Source organism: Protofrankia sp. CiT1 (assembly GCF_917627335.1).
Lineage (GTDB): Bacteria > Actinomycetota > Actinomycetes > Frankiales > Frankiaceae > Protofrankia.
Window position 1 is genome coordinate 29,190 of sequence record NZ_CAKJTP010000018.1, and the last position, 22,653, is coordinate 51,842.

A 22,653-nucleotide genomic window follows, 5' to 3' on the forward strand; every position below is an offset into this window, starting at 1 on the left:
GCTGGTTGGCGGGCCGCGGTGGAGAGCCACGAGGCGGCCGAGCAGGCACGACGGGCGGAAGCGCCCTTGTTCCATCCGCTCGCGCCTCGGTCGACCGCGAGCCGGATAGATGTCTGCGGCGGCACTCGTGAGGGGTGGACAAGTCTGCTGGCGACCGTCGGCTCTTCGGTTCTATCGTCTGGCGGTGGTATTCTCCTGCTCGACTTCAGCGAGCGGGGTATCGGCGGCGGTCTTGCCCAGCTCGCCACTGCGGCTGGTTTCCCGGTTACCGGTGATGATCTTCCTGCTGATACAGGCCGGCTCGGGCTTCTGCGGGACATCGGCCCTGAGGACGTTGCCGAACTCCTCGCGAATGCCGTTGACACGCTCCGCCCGGGGAGCGATAACCCGGCAATTCGGCTTCTCGACGCCGAGATACTCACGACCATCACCACCAGGCTGGACCCGCCGCTTACCTTCACCCGACTTGCCGCGGGCCTGCGGGTGCTGCAGGGCCGTGACCAGCTGGACGGCCCTGATGCCCTTTCACCCGGGGAAAGGGACGCCATCGCCAGCCGACTGGATGCCCTGGGCGGCAGCGAACGAATTCAACAGGCAATCTATTACCTGAGGGCTTGTCTGGAACGGCTCGCAGAGGGGGACGAGACCGCGGCGGTGGGCACAGCGCCATCGTGGTGGCCGCTATCCGGGCTCCGCGTCATGGAGACGTCGAGCCGTGACACTTCCGCCGCTCGTAAGGAGCTCATCGATCAGGTGCTGTTCCAGATCGTGCTGCACCGGCTCCGGCGCCGCCGGGACGATGTTTCCCGGGACATGCTGGTGGTTGCCGGAGGGGACCGGATGGGTCTACCCGCGCTGGAAAGCATGGCCAGACATGCCGCCAATGCCGGCATTCGTCTTGTCAACCTGTTCGAACATCTGGCGGAAGACGCGGAGCGCCTGATCGGTACTGGTGACAGCGCCACGCTTATCATGCAGCTCGGAAACGCAAGGGAGGCCGAGGCCGCTGCCGAGTTCGTCGGTCGCGGGCACAAGTTCGTCTTCTCCCAGATTACCCGGCAGGTTGGCAGCAGCCTCACCACAGGGACGTCAAGCAGCGCGGGTGGGAGCGTTTCAGTTTCTGAAACCGAAGGCAGAAGCGGTTCGCGAGGCAAGGGCGGGAGATCGGGTGGTTGGAACCGCTCGGTTTCGGTCTCCCAGTCAGCGTTCTGGGAGGATACCGAGAGCCTGTCGGTCACCGACTCCCAGCAAGACGGTTCGATCATGCAACGGGTCTACGATTCAGTGTTGAGCCGACACAGATCCAACAGCTCCCACCGACCGCTTTTATGCTGGTCGACTCGTCGCTGGGCGAGCGCCGTGCCGCACTCGGCGACTGCAACCCTGGAATTGTTCTCCTACCCAGGGTCGCGTCCAGCGCTCGCCCAGCGGTACCGTCAGCTTCCCGGCGACCAGCAGTCCTGCCCATGATCACTGGGCAGTCCGTTCCACCGGGCCTGACGGCAGGTGATGCTGGCGATCAGCCCGAGGCGATCAATCTGGGGCTGCCGTGGGAGCCGGATAACGGGTAGCGGTGCTTTTCCGACCGAACCCTGCTACAGTGACTCAAATCATACGGTCAGGCTGTCGTATTTATGAACGCGGGGGAGTCATGGACGTCGCTGAAGGTGGTTCCGGCGCCGGCGCCGCTGCTGGAGTCGTGATACTGCTCGCTGTCGTCTTCGGCATCGCCTTTTACTTTATTCCGACAATTATCGCCGTGGTGCGCAAGCGGCAGGTCGCTTCGGTCTTCGTGATCAATCTTTTCCTCGGCTGGACGCTGGTGGGCTGGGTCGTCGCCATTGCCCTCGCCGTGAGCAGCGGTGGCACCCCGGTACAGGTGAACGTCAATCAGTCGGCGCCGGGTGGGTACATGCCACCAGGTGGCTGGCAGGATCCAAACGCATACCCACCCGCACAGCAGCAGCTTCCTCCGTCGGACGGCTGGCAGGCCCCGCAGGCAGGCTGGCAGGCGCAACAGCAACAACCGTGGGCGTCGCCATCGGCGGATCCCCGCGAGCAGAACCCGCCCTATGGCGGCCGACAGTGACAGTCAGGCGTGACGGAAACCAGAGCCGATGTTCTGGCCATCCCGGGCAGCTGGACTTCTCGAAAAGCTAGATCTCCCGGGAAAGCGGGCCAAAGGGGAAGGTATCCATGACTTCCTCGGGGGCGGCCCTATTCTGGTCTGAGGCCGGAGTGTCGACGGTGAATCTGTCCGGTCCGTACCGGTGTGGTGCCCCGAAGCTGCCAGCCCGGCGCTTCTCCAGGTACTGGGGGTCGCCTTCGCCGTGCTGGTCGGCAGCTGGACCGCTGCTGCTCGCGTAGGCGGGGTCGTTATCACGACCCTCGTGGTCGACCTGGTCCGGATAGCCATAGTCGTCCAGCAGATCTGGGTCGAGATCATCAGGAAAGAGGTTGATATTGTCGACCTCGCCGTGCATCTTTGAGCCGTTGAGGACGACGGGAATCTCCAGATCGCCGACGATATGTTCGACGTAGAACGCACGGTTACCAATGAGCCACAAAGCGAAGCCAGGGTCGAGTCTTGGCAGCATGTCCGAGGCGACGTCGGTAAGGCCGAGCGCCCGCTGGGTTTCCGGGATCTGATCGGATGCCTGCTTGTACAGGATGCGAATCGCCGTTTCGGCGAGCAGGCCTTTGGCCACCTCGACCGAATCCGGCGACGCCGAGAGCAGGTCTGAGATCCGGTGCGCGACGATCGCGTTCGCGCAGCCCCACTGGCGGGCGAGCTTTTGTTGCGCGGACAGCCGTCGGACCAGACCCGCGAAGCGCATCAGTCGCCAGCACTCGTCATAGACGACATAACGCTGCACGCCATCCTGACGCATCAGCGCCGCTTCCATCCAGGCCTGCGCGCAAGTCATGATCAATGCGATCATTTCGTCAGAACCCTGGACCCGTTCGAGGTTGAGCACGGCGATCGGCCGATCGAAGTCCAGCGGGGACGTGGTCGGGCCGTCGAAGAGCCCGCCGAGCGCGCCATGAGTGAGCCTGCGCAGCGTCAGCGTCGCGTCCCGAGAAGAATCCCGCAGTTCGGTAGCGGTTACCGGCAGCCCCGAGCAGTCGGCGTCCGTCGGGTTCGTCATGGCGTCCAGGACGTGCGGCAGCAGCGGGACCGCCTGCCGATCAGTGGAGGCACCGGTGATCTGTCGGGTCACGACATCGAGAGCGAGATCCACGGCGGTGTGCTCCGACGGAGTGAGTGGCACTCCTTTCGCGGTTTCGATCAGTGAGGATAGCAGTGCCGAACGTGCCCGCTTGAGTTCCCGGGCCCAGTCACCGTCCGTCATACCGGGCGGCCGAGGCGGAGCGTCCAACGGGTTGAGCCGGGTTGACAGTCCCGGGCCGATGTAGGTCGGCTCGCAGCCGAGCCGTCGTGCGAGCCTGGTGTACTCCCCTTTGGGATCGCAGGGAACGGCAGCCTGGTAACCGAACGCGGCTCCCCGTGAGATCAGGGTCTTGAGCAGGGAGGACTTGCGTGATCCGACCGAGCCGAACACCGCGAAGTTCGGGTTCTCGATGACCTGTTGGCGGTAGAGCTCGAACACGTCGAAGACAAAGGAGTCACCCGACCAGACATGGCGCCCGATGTACATTCCGGGGGCATTGAGTCCGGCATCCACAACAAACGGGTAGATGCCGGCGATCTGAGCGGTCGTCTCCAGATGGGATGGCAGCCGTAGCCGGTGGAAAAGCCTGCCGGCGTGGGGCCCGGCCAGCCGCGGCGGCTGCTCGCCCCGGCGCAGCGCCGTTCGGGCCCGTCGGATCGCCGCACGTTCGGCTCCCACGGCAGCTCGTTCAGCCCGCGCCGCCGCACGTTCACTCCGGCGTGACTCCTCCTGCTCATACTGGGCTTCTCGGTCCGTTCTGGCTCCGTCTGACCGGTCGACCGTCATGACACCCCTACTGCCAGCGGAAGCGCGGCGACGCTGAACCCCTGGTCTTGTTCGCCTACCAGCCGGACCATCTCCAGCCGACTGCGCGACGCCAAGGTTTCGGCTTCGCCGCACGCGTCGGCCAAGCCGTCCAGATCGTCCGCGGAGACGGTCACGAATCCATGGAAGCGGAATGCGCCGAACCCGGCTATGAGCTCCTGCTCGCGGCGTTCCACTTCGGAGGCTTCCGCCATGTCACGCTGGGTCGTTACCTTGCCAACCTTGTCTCTCATCTGTTGCTCGCCGAGATGAGCCATCCGGCGGCGGTTGACCGCCTTCTCGGCCTTGCGGCCTGGCACCGGCTCGACGACGAGAGAGACTGTCCGCCGGCAGGTTGTTTCCATGAGCAGCGGCGCGAGGAACGCCGCGGGAGATGGGACCCGCGGCCAGCCATTGATCCAATAAGTGGTGTGGAAGCCGGAGTCAGTGCGGTAGTGATCCCAGGCGGCGACCGCGCGTACCGGGCCGGCGATCGCTGGATCGATGCCCGAGGGCAGCCCCGCGAGCCCGCCTGCCCGGTCCGCCGCGGCACCACCGCGTGCGTCGATCATTTCGATCGAGTACGGGTCGTAGGTGGTGCGGATCACCGCGGCCAGAGCGCGCGGTGGCAGCCAGCCGACCGTGTTGATGGATGCCCTGGCCAGCGCGGCCTCCATGGTTCGCAGCTCACCGAGCAGCACAGTACAGGCCGCGTGATCACCGTTCCCGGCGCGCTGGATCGCCCGGCGCACGTCACGTGTGCGTAGCTGGAACGACAGGAAGGTCTCGTGGCGCCGTGCCACCGGGCCGGCCGCGTCGATAACTTCCTGGTACGCCTGGGCTGCCCACGAGCTGTCATGATGCCCTCGCACCCGCCAGTGCCGTTGCAGCTGGTCACCGGAGTCCGGCAGGGTGCGCTCCAGCCACTGGATGCGCGAGAGCCGCCCACCGCCGACGGTCAGCCCCGCCAGCAGCTCGCCCCAGGCGTCCACCCTGGCCTGTTGGTCGCCGGACTCAAGCAATGCGAACTGGCTGCCCTGCACCTGCAACACAGCGGTGAACGTCCCCCGCCTGGCGTCCTTCACAACTGCCACGTAACGGCCGTTACCGACCGGTACCGACAGCATCACCAGGGACGACAACGGCCCTGGCAACGCGGTCTTCGAGAGGTGGTCGGCGTTGTCGCCGGTCCGGAACAACGCCCCACGGAACACCGTCTCGCCCATCACCTTCTGCATCGTGAAACCGAAAAGGATCGGCACCCACTGGTCGAGGTTACGGTCGTCGACGCGAACGAATGCGACGAACCCCAGTAGGCCCGCCAGTGCGATCCAGCCAGGAACGAGTATGACCGGGGACCGCAGCGCTCCAAGGATGCACAACATTACTCCGACCATCAGCCCGAGCTGTGGCCAGCGCATGCCGAGGAGGATCCCGCCGCGTTCCAGCGGGCCGAAACGGTAACTGCGTTCGGCGGCCACGCCCCGCTCAGCTTCTTCCGGCGGTGGGGTGGATCGGTGGCGTCGGGGTGCTCATCTTAGACGCCGACGATGGCGACATCGCGGGCGATCCGGTGGATGGGGCAGCTCTTGGCGGGACAGCTCGGGGGACCGGGGTGCGTGGGGAGCGCGCGGAGGTGCCCGCGCGTTCCCTCGCGGGGGCGGCTACGGAGGAACCACCCGCGGAGCTGGCCGGGGCTGGCTGGCCACCACCGGCTCGACCTGCTCGGGCGGTCGGGGTACCGACACGCGTTGCCGGGCCGACGCCGGAGCCGCGCCGGTTGCGCGCCCCGGCCATGGCACCGACCGGAGTGAGATCCCCGGTTACGGGTTGGCCCGTCTCCGCTCCCGGACCGTTACGCTGCCGGCTCTGCAACCGCCCGCCGATCCCCCGGAAGGTTTCCCGCGATGATGAGCCGAGCAGCGCGCCCGCGCCATGGCCGAAACTCGCTGTACCGCGCTTGCCCGCCGTGCCGATCGCCTGCATCACCTGGACGTCGGCCATCCCGATCACATAGAGGAGCGCAAGTGGCGAGAACACCGCGGCAGCCATGATCACAATACCGCTGAGAATCGTCAGTGTCTGGTCCGTGGCCGATCCGGTTGAGTCGCTGGCGATGCTCGCGCCCAAGGTAAAAATCGCATAGATGACGGGCTTGGTGAAAATGAGCGCGGCGAGAATCTCCGCGGCCCGTTTCAGCCAGTTGCGGGTCGACATCGCCGGCTGCCCGGCCAGGTACAGCGGGATGAAAACCGCGACCGCGATGATAGCCACCTCGCGGATGTAGAGAACCAGGAAGAGCGCGAACGAGAACAGTGCGACAAGCAGCGACAGAACCATGTCGAGAGCGAAATTTCCCTGTTGTGGGAGAGCTCGGAGCTGGGCCACCAGGCTCGCGCCCAGCGGTGCGCCGTCGCCGAATGCCTCGGAGATGCCGTCGCTGGCGGAAAGCACCATCTGCAACAGGGCCAGTACGATGAAGGAACCGAAGATCGCGGTACCGGTGGAAGCGAGAGCGCGGCCGAGAATGTACGGGTCCCCGCGCACGGCGCCGATAATGCAGGAACACATGAACAGGCCTGTGACAACCAGGATCGCCACGCCAAAGACGATATTGTAGTTCCTGACGACGTAATCCTGATTCAGGTCGATCGCGGTTTTCTGGGCGGCGAAGCTGAACACGGACGAGGAAAGATCCGCCGCCATATTCGCGAATGCGGCGCCCACCGAGTCCAAGAAGCTCCCGGCTCCGTCCGAAATATTACCTTTGAGAGGGGTAAAAGGATTGAAACTAATCGCAATTATGCTAGCGCCATCGACCTGGGTATTCATGATCCAGGACCTCCCACGTATGTGAACCGCTGGTATCCCTCGGCGGCTCTTTCGGTTATGAAAGGACCGCTTGGACCATCGTTGGCGTCTGCAATTTTCCAATCATTATCGAACCAGTGTACGACGCATACATCGGTTCCCCAGCGTACTTGAGGGAGGAGGCTTGCATTAGTGTTTTCATAAGCGCCGAAGCTAGTTGAAGACCAAATTGATACGGTTGTTATATCGGGTGTATTCTGTTGAATCTTGAATCCAAGAATGCGAGAATTGAAGCTGATTCGCGGATCATTGATAGATTTCGAATCGTAGTTGGCGGTATTGACTTTGTCAATTTCAATGATGCGGTCCGCGAGTTTGTTCACTACTTCTTTTTCGGATATTGAAGTCAGCACTGCATGTATGCGTGATGGTTCCCGATTGTAAGCGAAGGAATATGCGGCTACGTAATTACCGCAGGCGCTTATGGCTCCGGCTTCGGTGTGGGGGTAGCCGACTGGAATCCCGAACTCGTTGATGCGAGTCGGCATGCCCGGCAGTTGACGCCCGGTCTGTGTCGGGGCCTGGGGCGGGCTGGTCCCGGTGCCGCTCCCCTCGCTGGGTCTGGCCACGACGGTGCTGGAGGCCTCGGCACTCGGCTGCATGCGTCCCACAGGTTCGGCCCCTCGCGGCTGGGTGGCAGTCGCGTCCGGCGCGGGAAAGGCGTAGCGGCCGAGGAGAACACCAGCGATCATCGTCACCACACCGGTGGCCGCCAAGAGGCCAGCGAGACGGCGTGTGGCCCAACCATCCTGGTTGACCAACGTCCCCTCCTTCGGCGTGACGGCTTTGGACGTGACTGCTCTGGCGACGACAGTCGACCCATTATCCCAATATCAGCCGGTCGGGATGCCAAGAACCGGTCAGAACGGCCATGGCGAGGGCGCCTGGTTGTGGTCCCCAGGGTCGAGCATTCGCACAGCAGCCGGCCTGTCCAGCGCTTTGGGCTGGTCGGGGGTGCCGGACGACGCGGTCGCTCCAGTCGCGAGGAAGAAGTTGACGACGGCGGCAGCGGCCCCGACGAGGAAGGCGAGCCCGAAGCCGGCGAGTACGCCACCCTTGCCGATTGCCGAGGCACGGTCGAGGCCCATCCGTTCGCCGAGTGCCCAGGCTATGCCACCGAGGAGTACTGCGGCGACGGCCGCGATCACGGCGTAGGCGGCGAGACCGTTGACGAGATCCTTGAGCGCGTTGATCCCCGGCGCTTTGGAGTCGTCAGGCTTGATCTGAACCTGAGCCAGGATGACCCTTACCTGCGCGGTCGTGGCTTGGACGATCATTGCTGTTCCCTTCCTGGGGCCAGGTCGGCGCGCAGATCGTCGGATGATACGCCTGGAGCTGCAATCCGATCATGCGTGACGGAAGTTGCCGCGGTGGCTGTGTCGCCGATCTCATCGTTGTCGACGCCGATGTCATCCTGGTCACGGCAGGCGTCGACAACGGTCGCGGCCAGTCGGAGGAAGGCCCGCCGGCTGCGCCACCGCAGCCGGAAGAACGGAATCGGCACGCTGTTGCGCTGTCCCCGGCCAGCGTTGTCCCTACGGCTGGGGCCGTTTCCCGGACGGGCGGGAGCTACGTCTGTCACAGTGTCGTCCAGCCGCGCGTCATAAGGGATACGGACTATCGCATCCACCCGTCGAGCTAGTTTGGCCGCGGCCGACCGGGTCTGCGGTGACCATCGCCCCCGGCGGACCGATACGGCTGCGACGATCACCGCTGGAGGCGGGCCGCCGTGGCCTGCCCGCAGACCGCCTGAGGCACGCAACGAGGCCGCGGCTTCGGTGAGATCACCGGGAAGTGCTGGTACGACCAGGACGATGACTCTGGCATCGCCGAGTGTGATCGAAGCCAGCGGCGAGTTCCAGTCGAGTGGGGTGTCGACGAGCACCAGCGGGTACGCGACTCCCAGCGTGGCGAAGGCTGAGGCGAGTACCTGGGGGGTGAGCGGGCCGGGCATCCCAGCTGGCACCAGCGCGGGCGGGGGTGCCGCGACCTGGTCGGTCGGCGCTGAGGTGGTAACACGTGCTTTGCCTGACCGGGGAGCTGCCGGCGCTGCCGGTTCGCTTGGCCGGCAGGCAGGCAGGACGTCCAGACCCGCGGCGTCCCCGCTCAGGTAGGTTCCGTCGGCGCCACCATTGATCAGCCAGCGCAGTTCGCTGACCGGCCGAGTCGCTCCACCCCGACGGGCCCGGTAGGAGATGGCGTCCGCGACGAGATCACTGACAGTGGCCGATGGGTATGCGCCGACACGGTCCGCGAGCGACATCCCGGATGTGCTGTCCGGGGCGAGGCCCATCGGGGTCGCTGTGTGTTCCAGATCGTCGCAGAGATCTACGGCGAGCACGGGCTCACCGCGGATGCCCGCGAGAGTCAGACCGATCATCGCTGTGACGGTGGTACGGCCCGAGCCGCCGGTCAGTGATGCGATCGCCACCCGCCAGGAGCCCGCCAACGGCGCGGCGGCCCTGTCCGCGAGGGACTCGCGGACAGGAATCTCCTCCCACGGTTCCAGGGCGGTGACGTCTGCCCATGGCTCCTGCCACGGCCACAGGTCCTGGCTGGCCCGGGGTGCGGGCACCGCGGGAAGACGCGTTTGCTCCGCTGTCGATCCTGTTGAGGGCTTCTGCCCAGCCGGGGCAGCCAGCGGGCCCGCGGCCTCGTCCACGTGTTGACCGGGCGGCCCGATGGGCTCGTCGGATTCCGCCGCGCCGGATCCGGCGGTCTCCATCGCCAGTGCCTGGGCGTCGGTCGTGGTCCCGTTCGGCCTCCGCGGCTTGTCGCGCCCGCGGCGCCCGCTCAACGGCCCGGGGATCCGGGCCTCCGGTGCCGCGGAGAAATCACGCTCACGTCGCCGCTGGCTGCCCCGACGCACGGCCGTGGGCAGGCCTTCGGCGGCATCCGGGTCCGCTGGAGGGGGTGACGAGTTCGGCTCGGCGGATGGTCGGGCCACTACCGTGGGGGCTGTCGGCGTCACGGTAGTGGGCGGGGGCAGCGCCACAGGCGGGACCACCGTCGGTTCCGCCTGTGGCGCTGCCCGCTCACGGTCCGCTGTCTGTTCAGGGATCGCGGGCCCGATCCCGCCAGGGGCATCGATCACTTCGGCAGGTGTGGACTCTGTGGCTTTTTGTGTCTGAGCTGTCTCGTCCTGTAGCAGGAATGTCTCGGCTTGGCGGGGATCGTCGACCGAAGTGGGGCTGTCGTCGGTCGGGCCGCCGCGGAAGCGGCGACGTCGACGCCCGGCCATCCGGCCGTTCGCCGTGTCCGCACCAGAGCCGGCGCCAGCCGCGGTTGCGGATCGGGGCGTCGGGATCGGCTCGGTGGGGGGCGTGCCACGGGTCGTCGAGGCTGGACGTGGGGTCGACGCGGGTATCCGGGCGCCGATCAACGAGACGGGACGTGCGTCACCGTCCTCATCGTACGGTCCCTGCGACACATCGGTCACGCGCTGTCGACCTCCGTGGTAGTCTCCGGCTGCTTGATGCCCATTACCGCTACTTGTGGTTGGTTGGTTTCTGCTTTGAACGGATCGATGTAACACGAGCAGTTCAAGTATGACAAGCCCCCTTCAGGACTCGTCACGGTGGCTTGCATGGGTGTAACTTCCGGCGCCAGCGACGATGTGCTCGGGAAGGGGGTCGTCGCGTGGCACAGGAAGGCGTCCCGGTGGCGGCGTTCGCGGCAGGCAGGGATCCCGCGGACGATGACGTGCTGACGGTCGACGAGCTTGTCGCGTGGTTGCGGCTCTCGGAGAGTACGGTGCTGAAGCTCCTGTCTGAACGGGAGATCCCGGCCCGCAAGATAGGTCACCAGTGGCGTGTCCGCCGCGGCCGGGTCCGGGACTGGCTGGACGGCCGGGAGTGATGTCTCCCGGTTCGCACGTCGAGTCGACGCTGTCCCGGCAGGCGTCCAGGATGATCGTGATTGTGACCGCGCTGGTGCTGCTGGGTGGTGTTATGCCGGCCTGTTCGGCGATCCGTGACGTTGCGACGCGAGCCACCACCGGCCCACCCGTGACCGGGCCGCCACCGGCCGCGAACATACCGCCCGGCCCTCCTCTCGCCACTGCCTCAGCACCGGCCCCCACTCCGCTGGATACCTATGATCCCGCAAGCGTGGCCGCGGACTGTTTCGTTCGCTGGCAGTCCTTTGACGCGCGAGCCGACAGCGGGCCGAACGCGGGCTTGGCGCGCGCCCGCAACTGTATGACCCCGGACTTCTTCGCCCAGCTCGGCGGGGACGGCCTGGGTGAAGGCGCCGCGTCGGGAGCGGACCGGGCCTGGTTCGACCTGCAGGCGGCCGGCACCCGGTCCAGGGTCGTGGTATTGGCCACATCCTCGTTCGGCGGTGTCGACACCAAGGCCACCGGCCGGGTGGTGTTGTTGCTGAACGTGCGTCGCACGACTGTGAGTGACCACACCGGTGACCGGGTGGAGACCGTGTCGAACCCGCTGCTGACGTTGTTGCGCCAGCCCGACGGCACCTGGCTGGTGGCCGGAGCGGATCTCGCAAACTCCTACGGCGATGCGCCGGGCCGGTAAACGATGGTGTCGGGAGCGGACCGGGCACGTAGCCGGCGGCGGTGGATGATCTGGACAGGCGTCGGTCTCACGGGCACCGTCATCGCGTTTGTCTTCGTGGTCGTGGCGATTGTTGTGATCATCGCTGGGCCGTTCATCGGGAACAACGGATCTGGGCGGAGCCGGGTCATCACCAACGGGGATGGCATCCCGCCCGAGTACCTGCCCATGATCACCGAAGCGGCGAACAACGCCGGCTGCGACGAGGTCACCCCGGCCGTCCTGGCAGCTCAGCTGCATCAGGAGTCCGGCTTCAACCCGACCGCTCAGTCCGGCGTGGGCGCGATGGGGATCGCCCAGTTCATGCCCGGGACCTGGGCGATCCATGGCCATGGGGATGTGTGGAATCCAGCTGACGCCATCCCGGCCGCGGCCCGTTATGACTGCGAGGTGGCCGCGTCCGTGGCGTCCGTGCCTGGCGATTCGCAGGAGAACATGCTCGCGGCCTACAACGCGGGGCCCGGCTCCGTGCTGGCCTACGCTGGTCTTCCGCCTTACCCGGAAACCCGCAACTACGTACGAACCATCCTCGCGTTGGCGCAGGTCTACGGTGACGCCGTCGCCACCGGGGCGCCGGTGTCGGCCACCGCCGTCGCTCCGGTGGTGGCATTCATGCGCTCCCAGCTCGGCAAGGCGTACGTGTGGGGCGCGACTGGGCCGGACGCCTGGGACTGCTCGTCGCTCGTGCAGGCGGCGTACGCGCAGATCGGGGTGTCGATCCCGCGGGTGACCGTTGACCAGATGCGGGCTGGTCCGTCGGTGTCCGGGGTTGATCCCCAGCCCGGCGACCTGCTGTTCATCCCGGGCGCCGACGGTACGCCCGTGGCACCTGGCCATGTCGGGATGTACGTCGGTGACGGCCGGGTGATCGCGGCGAAGGGCGCTCGCTGGGGAGTCGTCGAATCGGACCTGTCGGACTGGACGTCGATCGTGGCGGTGACACGTCCGCTCGCCGGTCCGTGAGTGTGCGGGGCTTCTCATGCGACGGCGGTGACGAAGTGCGAGATTCCGTCCGCGATGTTCCCGAGCAGACAGACCGTCGACTGGACCAGACTGGCCGCGTCAGTAGGTGTGTTCGCAACATAGAAGATCACAAACGCGATTGCGCACACCGGTGCGAGCTTCTTCATGCCAGACCTCGCGGGGAAGACGGGTGGACGGGCGCCGTCCACGATGACCGGAGCCTGCCGCTACCCACGGTGTTCCGACATGCTGATAACTCGTTTGCGTAACCAGCTGAATACGCGTGGTCTCTTCTGTCCGGACCGTCGGGAGCCCTCGATGGCTGGTTTATCGGTTTGGTCTGTTTCGTCAGGGTTTATTTCGCCCTGGCCACGGTCGTGATGACACCGTTCGAGTCGACCCGGCGGATCCGGTCGTTCTTGTCGTCGGCGATGTAGAGGTTGCCCGCGCCGTCGACAGCGGTGCCGGTCGGGCTTGACAGCTGTGCCCGGGTGGCTGCGCCGCCGTCCCCGGCGTAGCCTTCGGTTCCGTTGCCGGCAACGGTGGTGATCATACCGTCGGACGTCACCCGCCGGACGCGCTGGTTGCCGTAATCAGCGATGTAGAGGATGCCGTCAGGACTGACCGCGACGCTTGGGATGCGCAGTTTCGCCGCGGTCGCGGGGCCGCCGTCCCCGTCATAGCCGTAGGCGCCGTTACCGGCCACCGTGCTGATGGTCCCATGCGGGTCGATCTTCCGGACGCGCTCGTTGCCGAGATCCGCCACGTAGAGGGTGCCGTCGGCGGCGATCGCCAGCCCGTTCGGGTTGTCGAACTCGGCTGCTGTGGCAGGCCCGCCGTCCCCGGAAAAGCCCTTGGTACCGACACCGGCCACGGTCGTGATAACGCCGCTCGGGCTGATCCGCCGGATGCGCTGGTTACCGTAGTCGGCGACGTAGAGGGTGCCGTCGGCCGCGAGGGCCAGCCCATTCGGTTCGTTCAGCTGCGCGGCGGACGCCGGGCCGCCATCCCCGGTGAAGCCGGCCGTCCCGGTACCCGCGATCGTAGTGATGATCCCGTTTGTATCGATCTTCCGAATGCGCTGGTTGCTTGAGTCGCTGATATAGATGTTTCCCGACGAGTCCAGCACCGTTGCGGCTGGGCTGTCGAGCTGTGCCTGGTTCGCGGGACCGCCGTCCGAGGTGAAGCCGCTGGTCCCAGTGCCGGCGACGGTCGTGACGGTCCCGTCCTTGCCGATTTTGTGGATTTGGTGACTGGTCCAGTCGGTGATGTAGAGCGCACCAGCCCGGTCGATGGTGACGTCATAGGCGTCCAGCCCCGACAGCGTCACCGCCGGGCCGGCATAGGCCACACCAGGGGAGTAGGTCGCGGACGGCGTGGCTTGATCGCGATGATGGTTCTCGGCGGTCATCAGCGCGACGCCGAAGACCAGCGCGAGTATCACGATGCCCGCGACACCGGCGATGAGCCAGGCCCGGCGGGACGGCTGGGACGGCTGGGACGGCTGCGCAGGGCGTTGTTGCTGCCACGGTGGTGGGTAGCCGGACACTGGTTGCGGTTGGGCCGGCCAGGCCGGAGCAGGCGTCCCGGCCGGAGTGAAACCCCGGCCGGCCGGCGGGACGAACGGGTTCGCCTGCCACCATCCTGAGGCAGGTTGTGCCAGCGGTTGCTGAGCCGGTCCGGCTCCCTGGCCGCGCGGCGGGAACTGCTCCGGGGCGAGCCTGGTCGGCGGAGTGTCCGTCGCCGGCGGCACCCAGGGGTCAGCGTCCGGAGACCATCCGCGCGGACCGCTCGGCGCGGACCCGGATGCCGCCGGCGGCCGCGGGCCGGCCGAGCCCGGCCGGGCCAGCTGGCGCTGTGCCGCGTGCCGTACCTCGTCGTCGAGGCGAACCCCGATACCTGACTGGGCGAGCCAGTCCGGGCCGAACGTGCTTGCGGCGGCCTGGGCGAGTTCGAGTGCGAACTGGGTGGCACTCGGGAAGCGGGCGGCTGGGTCCTTGACCAGCGTTTTCATGATCACTCTACTGATCGGCTCGGGCACGTCGGTCAACGGTGGTGGATTCACATTGAGGTGATGGTTGACCAGCGCGCCTACGGACAGGGCCCGGCCGAAAAGCGGCCGGCGGGCCAGTAGCTCGTAGAGCACCCCGCCGAGCGCGTAGAGATCGGTCGAGACATACAGACGACCACCGGTGATCTGTTCGGGAGCCATGTAGCGAGGAGTCCCGAGAACCCCGCTCGCCGTCGTCTCGGTACCTTCGAAAATCTTTGCCACGCCGAAGTCGGTGACTTTGAGCAGCCCGTCCGAAGCGAACATCATGTTGTCAGGCTTGATGTCGCGGTGCAGGACGTTGTGGGCGTGCGCGGCATCCAGCGCGCCCGCTGCGGCAAGACCCAGCGCGCAGGTGGCCTCGGGTGACATCGGGCCGGCCGCCAACCGCTGGCGCAGCGTGCCGCCGGGGAGCAGCTCCATGACGAACAGACAGGTGCCCTGATGCTCGATGTAGTCGTGGATGCGCACGATATGCGGATGGTCGAGTTCGGCCAGTACTCGTGCCTCGGCGAGGAAACGGGCGCGCAGGTTCACGTCACCGGCGGTGTCGAGCAGGACTTTGATCGCGACATTCCGACCGATCAAACGATGTCGGCCGCCGAGCACAAGCCCATAGCCACCACGGCCGAGTTCCCCTTCGACCTGGTAGCCGGGGAGCGCGGTCTGCACCAGCGAGCGATCGATCAACAAAGGCCAGTTTCCGTTCGCCACCGTATGGACGGCATTCGCCGCGACCGTGCCCGGCGGGGGTCACGCCGACGACCGACATCCCCGTCAGCCATGAATTCAGTCGTGAGTGTACGGCTGTCGCCACATGCTCATCTCCGGGTGGTCATGGGTGACTCTGGTAGATCAGTGATATAGATCATAACAGCATCTCGTTGATGACTTTTCGGATCCATCCTGGAGCTGTGTGTAATCGTTTTGTGCGTCCGGCGCGACGGGCATCCGCTGTCCCGCTGGCGGGCCGGCGCCGCGGCTCATCCGGTGACGCGCGCGGTGACCTGGTCGGTGACGCGGTGGCGTGGACCTCGCGTGGGGCATGCAGGATCGTGAACATGTCGCCGACGCGCCCGCGGCCATCGGACTGGGAGGTCCCGAAAAATCATGTCGCCTATCGAGCCGTCCATCGATGCCGTCCAGCACGCCTCTCCCATCATGGGAACGCCGGAATGGACAGCTCTCGACAAGCACTTCGCCGAGCTCGCCGACATCCATCTGCGTAACCTTTTTGCTAATGACCCGAACCGGGGCGAGAGACTCGCCGTGGCAGCCGACGGCCTGTACCTCGACTACTCGAAGAACCGGGTAACCGACCAGACACTGGAATTGTTGGTGGCTTTGGCCGAGCGCGCGCGGCTGCGTGCGCAGATCGAGGCGATGTTCACCGGCCAGAAGATCAACACAACTGAGCGCAGGGCTGTTCTTCATGTTGCGCTGCGCGCCCCCGCGGACGCCGTCGTCGACGTGGACGGTGTGAATGTCGTTCCCCAGGTGCATGCCGTGCTCGAGCGGATGTCGGTGTTCGCTGACAAGGTCCGTTCCGGTGTCTGGACCGGCGTCACCGAGAAGCATATCCGGACCGTTGTCAATATCGGGATCGGAGGTTCGGACCTCGGGCCGGCCATGGCGTACGAAGCACTAACGGATTACTCCGACCGCTCGATACAGTTCCGTTTCGTATCGAATGTGGATGGTACCGACATCTGGGAAGCGACAGCTGATCTCGACCCGGCCGAGACGCTGTTCATCGTGTCGTCGAAGACCTTCACCACCCTGGAGACGCTCGCGAACGCCCGCGCCGCGCGGGCCTGGCTGGTCGACGCGCTCGGCCCGGACGCGGTTCCGTTCCATTTCGTGGCAGTCTCGACGAACACGGAGAAGGTGACCGAGTTCGGTATCGACAGTGCCAACATGTTCGAATTCTGGGACTGGGTGGGCGGACGTTACTCGCTCGACTCGGCGATCGGCCTGTCCCTGATGCTGGCGATCGGGCCGGACAACTTCCGGGACATGCTCGCCGGGTTCCACGCGATGGACGTGCACTTCCGTACCGCCCCGTTCGAGCGGAACCTACCGGTGCTGCTCGGTCTGCTCGGCCTGTGGTACCGGGACTTCTTCGGTGCGCAGACCCATGCGGTGCTGCCCTACAGCCACTATCTCGGGCGTTTTCCCGCCTATCTCCAGCAGTTGGACATGGAGAGCAACGGCAAGTCGGTGGACCGGGCTGGGCGAACGGTGCCTGTCCCCACCGGCCCGGTCGTGTGGGGGACCCCCGGTACCAACGGGCAGCATGCCTACTTCCAGCTCATCCACCAGGGAACCGCGCTGGTCCCCGCCGATTTCATCGGTTTTCTCACCGCCAGCCACGACGTGCGTGCGGGTGGTGTGGACCACCATGTACTGCTGATGGCGAACTTCTTCGCCCAGACCGAGGCACTGGCGTTCGGCAGGACGGCCGAGCAGGTCGCCGCCGAACGCGTGGACCATGAAATCATCCCGCATCGGACATTTCCGGGAAATCGGCCCACCAACACGATTCTCGCTGACCGGCTGACCCCGTTCCGGCTCGGTCAGCTGATCGCTCTCTACGAACACAAGGTCTTCACTCAGGGTGCGATCTGGAATATCAACAGTTTCGACCAGTGGGGTGTGGAGCTCGGCAAGGCGCTCGCGGCGCGGATCATTCCGGAACTGTCAGCGGACGGGCCGGTGGAGCTGGCGCACGACAGCTCCACCAACAGTCTCATCCGCCGGTTCCGTGCCGCGAACGAGTCATCGGAGCGCGAGTTCTGATTTGGCCGTATTGTCTGAATCGTCGAGCGTGCCGGTACGCTGGTAATTCGTGTTATTCGACATTAATGCGCGGCACATCTCTTGCTTTTCGTCGGTGAAATCCGGGATCTTGGTTACCCTCGGTAGTATCGCTGCATGGGGTGTACGTATCCCGTAGCTCGGGGAGAGAGCACCCTGTGGGCGGTTCCGGTTCGGGAGGCCTGCCGGACCGCCAGGACGACATGAGCCAGGAGGTGTCGCCTCGCCGCCAACCGGCCGGGGTGCGGGGCCGCGGCCAAGCGGCGCGGAACGACGACAGGTGCCGACGACATGTGCCGGCGGGAGTACCGGGGGGCGGAAACATGCAGGTCGAGGCCGGTCATCTGCGGATGTCGGTGACCCATTCGGGGTGCGATGTGCTCATCGTGCTCGATGGCGAACTCGATACCCGCGGCCGGCTGAGGTTCCGCCAGGAGATCCATGAACTGCTGGGCCGCGGCGGCACGGACGTGACGGTGGATGTCGACGGCCTGCATGCCGTCGACATCGCTGGAATGGCGGCGTTGCTGCGGGCCGAACTGCTGTTGCGAGGAGTCCACTCCAGTCTTCGGGTGCGGGGGGCCTCCCCGGCGTTCATGGCGTTGCTGCGTTCGACCGGTCTGACCGGTCGCCTGCGGGTTGATGCCGGGTCACGGCGATCGGGCGCGCCGGCCTCCGCCGCCGCTGGCGGTCGGGCGCACTGACCGCCCGTCCCGCTGGGCGCCCGGGGATGCGCACGGACGGCATGCGGGCGCACGGATGCGCGGGCTCACGGATGCGCGGACTGGCGCGACACGATCAACCGTAGCAGCCGCACAGGCGGTGGTCCGCCATCCTCGATGTCGCCGGGAGACTCGTCGTCGAGGTCGGGGACCAGCTGGAGCCGGGGCCGGCGTACTTTTTCGATCATTTGTTCCACCTGGTGCATAGCCAGCATGCCGATCATGAGTACCAGTGGGAATCCCAGCACAATTGCTATGGATCCGGCCATCGCGTCCTCCGCGGCTCGCCCGAAAACACGGAAAGTTTTTCCGTGATCTCTCTGTGCCTCCACACTCCTGTTACCCACGGTTGTGGGAAATTCACCTTCTGGCGACGGCTTCGTCCGTCCAGGGTGAGCGCCGCGATCGGCCGGCGCGTGGCCGGCACAGGTGTGGCCGACACGAATGTGATCAAGTTTTTTCGGGTGTCCGGGATGCGCTGAGGAAGCCTCCTGGCTCACGGCGGGCGTCCGGCAGCAAGCCGGGCACCCGGCCGAATTCGTCTCCTGTCACCATGTCTGGTATGTCGAGGCCTGCCGTTGCGCAACCGGCGGGCTCAGGCGGCCGATCGCCGGAAGGCCCGCCGCTGCGTGGTCCCTACCGCGGTCCGTGGCCCGTCGGGCGCGCCGTGCCGACCGAGTCCCAGTTGCGGGCGCGGATGCGGATGCTGCTCGAACAGCTTGAGATCTCGCAAGCCGAGATCGTTCTGTACCGGGCGGCCTATGTGCGGGTCAGCGAGGAGGAGATCGCCGACCGTCCCTGGCTGCGCACTCCCCTCGAGCGCCTCACCGTCCCCCGTCTCGCCCGGGCGCTGGCCCGTGAGCTCGACGCTATGGAGCGTTTCCGATTGTGGGCAGAGGAGCTCCACCAGCTCCAGGAAGAAGCCTGCGCCCGCGGTCTGCTCAACTCGCCGTAGCGTCTCGCAAAGACCGTCTCGCAAAGACCGTCACGCGGGGACCGAGAACTCCTCGAACAACCGGCGGGCCTGGGCAGCCCCGGCGATGTTGCCCTTCTTCTCGTAGCACGCGATCGCCGTGTCGATCTTCGGGCCGGCCGTGTCGCCCTGGCCGGTCCGGTGGAGCACCTCGGCATAGGCCAGCCATGCCTGCGCCTGCCCGTCCCAGTCGTCGGTCCTGCCGGCGAGATCGCACGCGGCCTCGGCGAACCGGACGGCCTCGACCTCACGTCCGCGCATCGCGAGCACCTTCGCGTGCACCCCGCACCAGCCAGCCTGCGCGGGGACCTGGTCGCCGGCAGCGGCGTCGCGGGAGCGGGACACGTAGGTGGCTGCCTCGTCGAGGCGTTCGAGCTTGAGCAAGACGTCGGCGAGGGCCGCGGCACGCGTGGCCAGGTGCGCGCGTTCACCCATCCGGGCCAGCCGGCGGCAGCTGCGCCGCAGCTCGTGTTCGGCCGTGTCGAGGTCGTCGGTCAGTAGGGCGATACGGGCAACAACGAAGCCCCCGTAGAGCGGATCTCCGCGGGGGCTCCGGACGTCCCAGACGATCTCTTCAGCCCGGGCCAGATGGTCCATGGCGGCATCGAGGTCTCCCGCCATCGTGAACAGCACGGCCAGCTGGGCGAGCAGGGAACGGCGCAGGCCGCGGTCGTCCCCAACACCGGCCAGCGCCCGCGTGGCCCGGTCGACCGACTCGCCGACCGGGCGAGGGGCAAGGCTCAGCAGATGGACGAGGTCACGGCGCATGGTCTGGGCATCGCGAAGTACGCCGGACTCCTCGGCGTGGCGGACGGCGGCCTGCATGGCCCGCTCGGCCAGGGCATAGCGGCCAGCCGCCATGTGAGCGGCGGCCTGGCTGCGGCAGGCGAGCGCGGCACCGACCTCGTCCCCGTTCTGGATGAAGATCGGTAGTGCTCGGGTCGCCTCACCCAGGGTCTCAGCGACCAGCCCCTCCGGGCTCGTCGCGAACATGAGCCGAAGGTGGGCGAGCCGCGCGTGCGCCCGCAGGCCGGTGTCGCCGATCCGGGTGGCCCGGTCCGTGGCTTGGCGCAGCATGCGTTCGGCGTCGCTGAACCGGCCGAACGAGTGCAGCGCCCAGCCAAGGTCGATCTCGGCACGGATGCGCAGCGGATCGGTGACGGGAAGGAGTGTGATCGCTCGTTTGAGCAGCCCGGCCGCGCCTGTCTCGTCGCCCTGGCGGACCCGGTCAGCGGCTTCGATCAGGCAGGCCGCGGCGCGGTGCCCGAGCTCCGCGGTCTCGGTGTCGCGCAGCCCGAGCTCGACCCGGTACCGGTAGGCCTGTTCCAGGTGATACCCGACCAGCTCATCATGCTCACCAGGGCGCCCCATCATCCTGGCCTGCAACCAGGCGGCGAAGCCTTGGTGCAGCTCGGCGCGCTGGCGCTTCGATGTCGCCTGGTAGGCGCAGTCGCGCAGCAGGACGTGCAGGAACCGGAAGGCCTCCACACCGGGCAGGTCCGACCGGTCGGCATGAACCAGTTCCTTGCGTACCAGCGCCTGGCAGTGCGCGGCCACGCCGGCCCGGTCCGCCGGGGCGGACAGCTCGACCACCGCGTCGAGGTAGAACCGCTGACCGACAACGGCGGCACGTTCCAGCACCCGTCGCTCGTGCATGTTGAGCCGGTCGAGACGGGCCGCGAGCAGCGCGGAGATCGTGGGTGGGACCTGGACCGAGCCAAGGTTGCCGGTCGCGATCCACCGGTCGCCCTCCCGGCGCAACAACCCGTCGTCGACCAGGGCCGCGAGCGTCTGTTCGACGAACAGCGGGTTCCCCGCGGCTGACTCGGTGATTCTGGAAACCAGCGCGGGGTCGAGGTCGTTGGACCCCATCAACGTGCGGATCAGCCGCTGGCAGCGTTCCTCGCTCAGCGGCTGCAACAGCATCGACGTGGCGTTGAGTTTGCCGCCGCCCCAGCTCCGGCGCTCCTCCAGCAGCTCCGGCCGGGACAGGCACAGCAGCAGGATCGGTGCCTCCCGGGACCAGTCGGCGACATGCTCGATCAGGTCCAGCAGGGTCGGCTCAGCCCAGTGGACGTCATCGAACCAGACGATCAGCGGACGTTTCTCGGCGAGCGCGGCCAGAAAGGTGCGGACCGCCCAGAAGCTCTCCTGCGCGCCAACTTCAGCACCCCCGAGACCGACCAGCGGTGCCAACCCGTCCACCACGGCGGCGGCGTCGCCGATGACGTTGTCGACGCCATCCAGCAGCTCGCGCAGGCGACGCCGGCCCTCGGGCGCGCTCTCGTCGGCGGACATGCCGGTCGCCTGGCGGACCATTTCCATCAGCGGCCAGTACGTGATGCCTTCGCCGTAGGACAGACAGCGCCCGGTGAGCACCGTCGCCCGCGGAGCCATCGCCTCGCAGAACTCCCCGACCATGCGGGATTTTCCGATGCCGGCGGGGCCGAGCAGGGTAAACAGGTGGCAGGTACGTTCTTCGATCACCTGTTCGAGGGCGTCATCGAGGCGGCGGCGTTCCCGGTCCCGGCCGATCACCGGTGCGGCAAAGCCGTCCGGGGCGAACCGCGCGCCGGGGCCGACGCCGGGGTGCGCCAGACCGATCAGGCGGTGGGCCCGCAGGGGGGCCTTCTTGCCCTGGACCACCAAGGGGCCGACCGGTTCGCTGCGCACATCCGAGCGAATCATCCGCAGGGTTGCCTCAGCGATGAGGATCTCGTCGGGGTCGGCGGCCTCCTCCAGGCGGGAAGCGACATTGACGGCATCGCCGGTCACGCCGCCACCGGTACCAGGCCCGCCGACGGTGACCTCGCCCGTGTTGATGCCGATGCGGATCCGGAACCGAAATCCCCAGTCCCGCTGGAGATCGGCGTTGAGCGTGGCCATGCTGGCGCGGATCTCGAGGGCGGCGCGGGCGGCGCGCAGCGCATCGTCCTCATGCAGGATCGGGATACCGAAAACAGCGAACACCGCGTCCCCGATGAACTTCTCGACACTGCCTCCGTGGGCCGAGATCACTTCGCGGGCGGCGCTGAAGAAGCGCCACATCACCTGCTGTAGCGGTTCGGAGTCGAGCTGTTCACCGATGGCGGTATAACCGGTGACGTCGCAGAACATGATCGTTACAGTCTTGCGAGCGCCGATCCCGAACGTGGGCAGCGGAGTACCGCAGGAGAAGCAGAAGCGTGCTTCCTCTGGGTTGGCCTTTCCGCATGTCGGGCAGGCGACCATGTGCCGGATCGTAGGCCGCGGCGATGCCAGACGGGACGCCGATGTCGGTGTCAGTCGTTTCAGATGATCGTGATCTGTCCCACAGTGGCGGGCGGGGTGGCTGCCTCGACTCCCCCGGTGACGGGTTCTGGTGAATTAATTGATCTTGTTTGGCTGCCTGGCAGGCGAGCGTCCAGGTGGATGATCAGGCAAAAGTATCGGTTGCCACCATCGACTGCCCGTTTTCGTTCCAGTGGCCTGGGGCGTGTCTGATGGATGTTGGTCGAGGTGGGCGATGATCCAGAAGGTGGCCTGCAAGGCGGAGGAGGTCCGGATAGCGGTGTTCTATCCGGACCGACGACAACGGGGCAGGACACCTTCTGGGCATTGATCCGCACGATCGAAGATCCATCAGATACGCCCCAAACCCGCTGCTCGCGGACCAAGCCGCTCCGTGCTTTGGCGGTCCTACCTAAGAGCGACCGGCAATAGGGAC

17 protein-coding genes and 1 pseudogene are annotated in these 22,653 nt (G+C 66.5%); 8 read left to right on the top strand and 10 right to left on the bottom strand.

All coding sequences use genetic code 11. From position 1 onward, the window contains the following. Positions 1 to 1,470 (top strand): annotated as a pseudogene (locus MJ785_RS05385) (hypothetical protein); the annotation flags it as partial. A gap of 181 nt (positions 1,471 to 1,651) precedes the next feature. Next, a complete protein-coding gene (locus tag MJ785_RS05390) occupies positions 1,652 to 2,089 on the top strand; it encodes a superinfection immunity protein (protein WP_239374347.1) in 438 nt (145 codons plus the stop codon). A 67-nt stretch (positions 2,090 to 2,156) separates the two neighbouring features. Here the strand turns inward: MJ785_RS05390 and MJ785_RS05395 are convergent, their stop codons facing one another. The 6 genes from MJ785_RS05395 to MJ785_RS05420 all read right to left on the bottom strand — a co-directional run bounded on the left by MJ785_RS05395 (position 2,157) and on the right by MJ785_RS05420 (position 10,287). Next, on the bottom strand, positions 2,157 to 3,959 hold the full coding sequence (locus MJ785_RS05395) for a conjugal transfer protein TraC (RefSeq protein WP_239312596.1): 1,803 nt from the start codon (positions 3,957 to 3,959) through the stop codon (positions 2,157 to 2,159). Next, entirely contained in the window at positions 3,956 to 5,458 is a 1,503-nt protein-coding gene (locus MJ785_RS05400) for an SCO6880 family protein (RefSeq protein WP_239312598.1), read from the bottom strand. Before MJ785_RS05400 ends, MJ785_RS05395 begins: the two co-directional genes overlap by 4 nt. A 7-nt stretch (positions 5,459 to 5,465) precedes the next feature. After that, the gene (locus tag MJ785_RS05405) at positions 5,466 to 6,704 is read right to left on the bottom strand and encodes a hypothetical protein (protein WP_239380124.1); all 1,239 of its coding nucleotides are present in this window, start codon (positions 6,702 to 6,704) and stop codon (positions 5,466 to 5,468) included. A 101-nt stretch (positions 6,705 to 6,805) separates the two neighbouring features. Continuing rightward, on the bottom strand, positions 6,806 to 7,609 hold the full coding sequence (locus tag MJ785_RS05410; protein WP_239380125.1) for a hypothetical protein: 804 nt from the start codon (positions 7,607 to 7,609) through the stop codon (positions 6,806 to 6,808). A gap of 99 nt (positions 7,610 to 7,708) precedes the next feature. Then, complete coding sequence (locus MJ785_RS05415; protein ID WP_239311252.1) at positions 7,709 to 8,125, bottom strand: DUF6112 family protein; 417 nt, start codon at positions 8,123 to 8,125, stop codon at positions 7,709 to 7,711. Then, the gene (locus MJ785_RS05420; RefSeq protein WP_239380126.1) at positions 8,122 to 10,287 is read right to left on the bottom strand and encodes a hypothetical protein; all 2,166 of its coding nucleotides are present in this window, start codon (positions 10,285 to 10,287) and stop codon (positions 8,122 to 8,124) included. The genes MJ785_RS05415 and MJ785_RS05420 overlap by 4 nt, the downstream gene beginning before the upstream one ends. A 200-nt stretch (positions 10,288 to 10,487) precedes the next feature. On the opposite strand from MJ785_RS05420, the gene MJ785_RS05425 reads away from it, so the two are divergent. The 3 genes from MJ785_RS05425 to MJ785_RS05435 are packed head-to-tail and all read left to right on the top strand — an operon-like array spanning position 10,488 to position 12,385. Beyond that, complete coding sequence (locus MJ785_RS05425) at positions 10,488 to 10,706, top strand: helix-turn-helix domain-containing protein (RefSeq protein ID WP_239311254.1); 219 nt, start codon at positions 10,488 to 10,490, stop codon at positions 10,704 to 10,706. Continuing rightward, a complete protein-coding gene (locus MJ785_RS05430) occupies positions 10,706 to 11,383 on the top strand; it encodes a hypothetical protein (protein ID WP_239380129.1) in 678 nt (225 codons plus the stop codon). The genes MJ785_RS05425 and MJ785_RS05430 overlap by 1 nt, the downstream gene beginning before the upstream one ends. A 45-nt stretch (positions 11,384 to 11,428) precedes the next feature. Then, positions 11,429 to 12,385, top strand: a complete 957-nt coding sequence (locus MJ785_RS05435; protein WP_239311256.1) for a bifunctional lytic transglycosylase/C40 family peptidase — start codon at positions 11,429 to 11,431, stop codon at positions 12,383 to 12,385. Positions 12,386 to 12,399: 14 nt separating this feature from the next. Here the strand turns inward: MJ785_RS05435 and MJ785_RS05440 are convergent, their stop codons facing one another. Next, complete coding sequence (locus MJ785_RS05440; RefSeq protein ID WP_239311257.1) at positions 12,400 to 12,552, bottom strand: hypothetical protein; 153 nt, start codon at positions 12,550 to 12,552, stop codon at positions 12,400 to 12,402. 188 nt (positions 12,553 to 12,740) lie between these two features. Beyond that, entirely contained in the window at positions 12,741 to 15,128 is a 2,388-nt protein-coding gene (locus tag MJ785_RS05445) for a protein kinase (RefSeq protein ID WP_239311258.1), read from the bottom strand. A gap of 417 nt (positions 15,129 to 15,545) precedes the next feature. On the opposite strand from MJ785_RS05445, the gene pgi reads away from it, so the two are divergent. Together pgi and MJ785_RS05455 are read left to right on the top strand one after the other, a co-directional pair. Continuing rightward, a complete protein-coding gene (gene pgi, locus MJ785_RS05450) occupies positions 15,546 to 17,234 on the top strand; it encodes a glucose-6-phosphate isomerase (RefSeq protein WP_239311259.1) in 1,689 nt (562 codons plus the stop codon). 341 nt (positions 17,235 to 17,575) lie between these two features. Continuing rightward, complete coding sequence (locus MJ785_RS05455; RefSeq protein WP_239311260.1) at positions 17,576 to 17,956, top strand: STAS domain-containing protein; 381 nt, start codon at positions 17,576 to 17,578, stop codon at positions 17,954 to 17,956. Positions 17,957 to 18,021: 65 nt separating this feature from the next. On the opposite strand, the gene MJ785_RS05460 is transcribed toward MJ785_RS05455, so the two are convergent. Continuing rightward, the gene (locus tag MJ785_RS05460; RefSeq protein WP_239380127.1) at positions 18,022 to 18,243 is read right to left on the bottom strand and encodes a hypothetical protein; all 222 of its coding nucleotides are present in this window, start codon (positions 18,241 to 18,243) and stop codon (positions 18,022 to 18,024) included. A 398-nt stretch (positions 18,244 to 18,641) separates the two neighbouring features. On the opposite strand from MJ785_RS05460, the gene MJ785_RS05465 reads away from it, so the two are divergent. Continuing rightward, positions 18,642 to 18,929 carry a hypothetical protein gene (locus tag MJ785_RS05465; protein WP_239311262.1) on the top strand — a complete coding sequence of 96 codons (288 nt, stop codon included), beginning with the start codon at positions 18,642 to 18,644 and terminating at the stop codon, positions 18,927 to 18,929. A 30-nt stretch (positions 18,930 to 18,959) separates the two neighbouring features. Here the strand turns inward: MJ785_RS05465 and MJ785_RS05470 are convergent, their stop codons facing one another. After that, positions 18,960 to 22,178: an adenylate/guanylate cyclase domain-containing protein gene (locus tag MJ785_RS05470; RefSeq protein WP_239311263.1), complete on the bottom strand. Its 3,219-nt coding sequence runs from the start codon at positions 22,176 to 22,178 to the stop codon at positions 18,960 to 18,962. Positions 22,179 to 22,653: the final 475 nt, after the last annotated feature.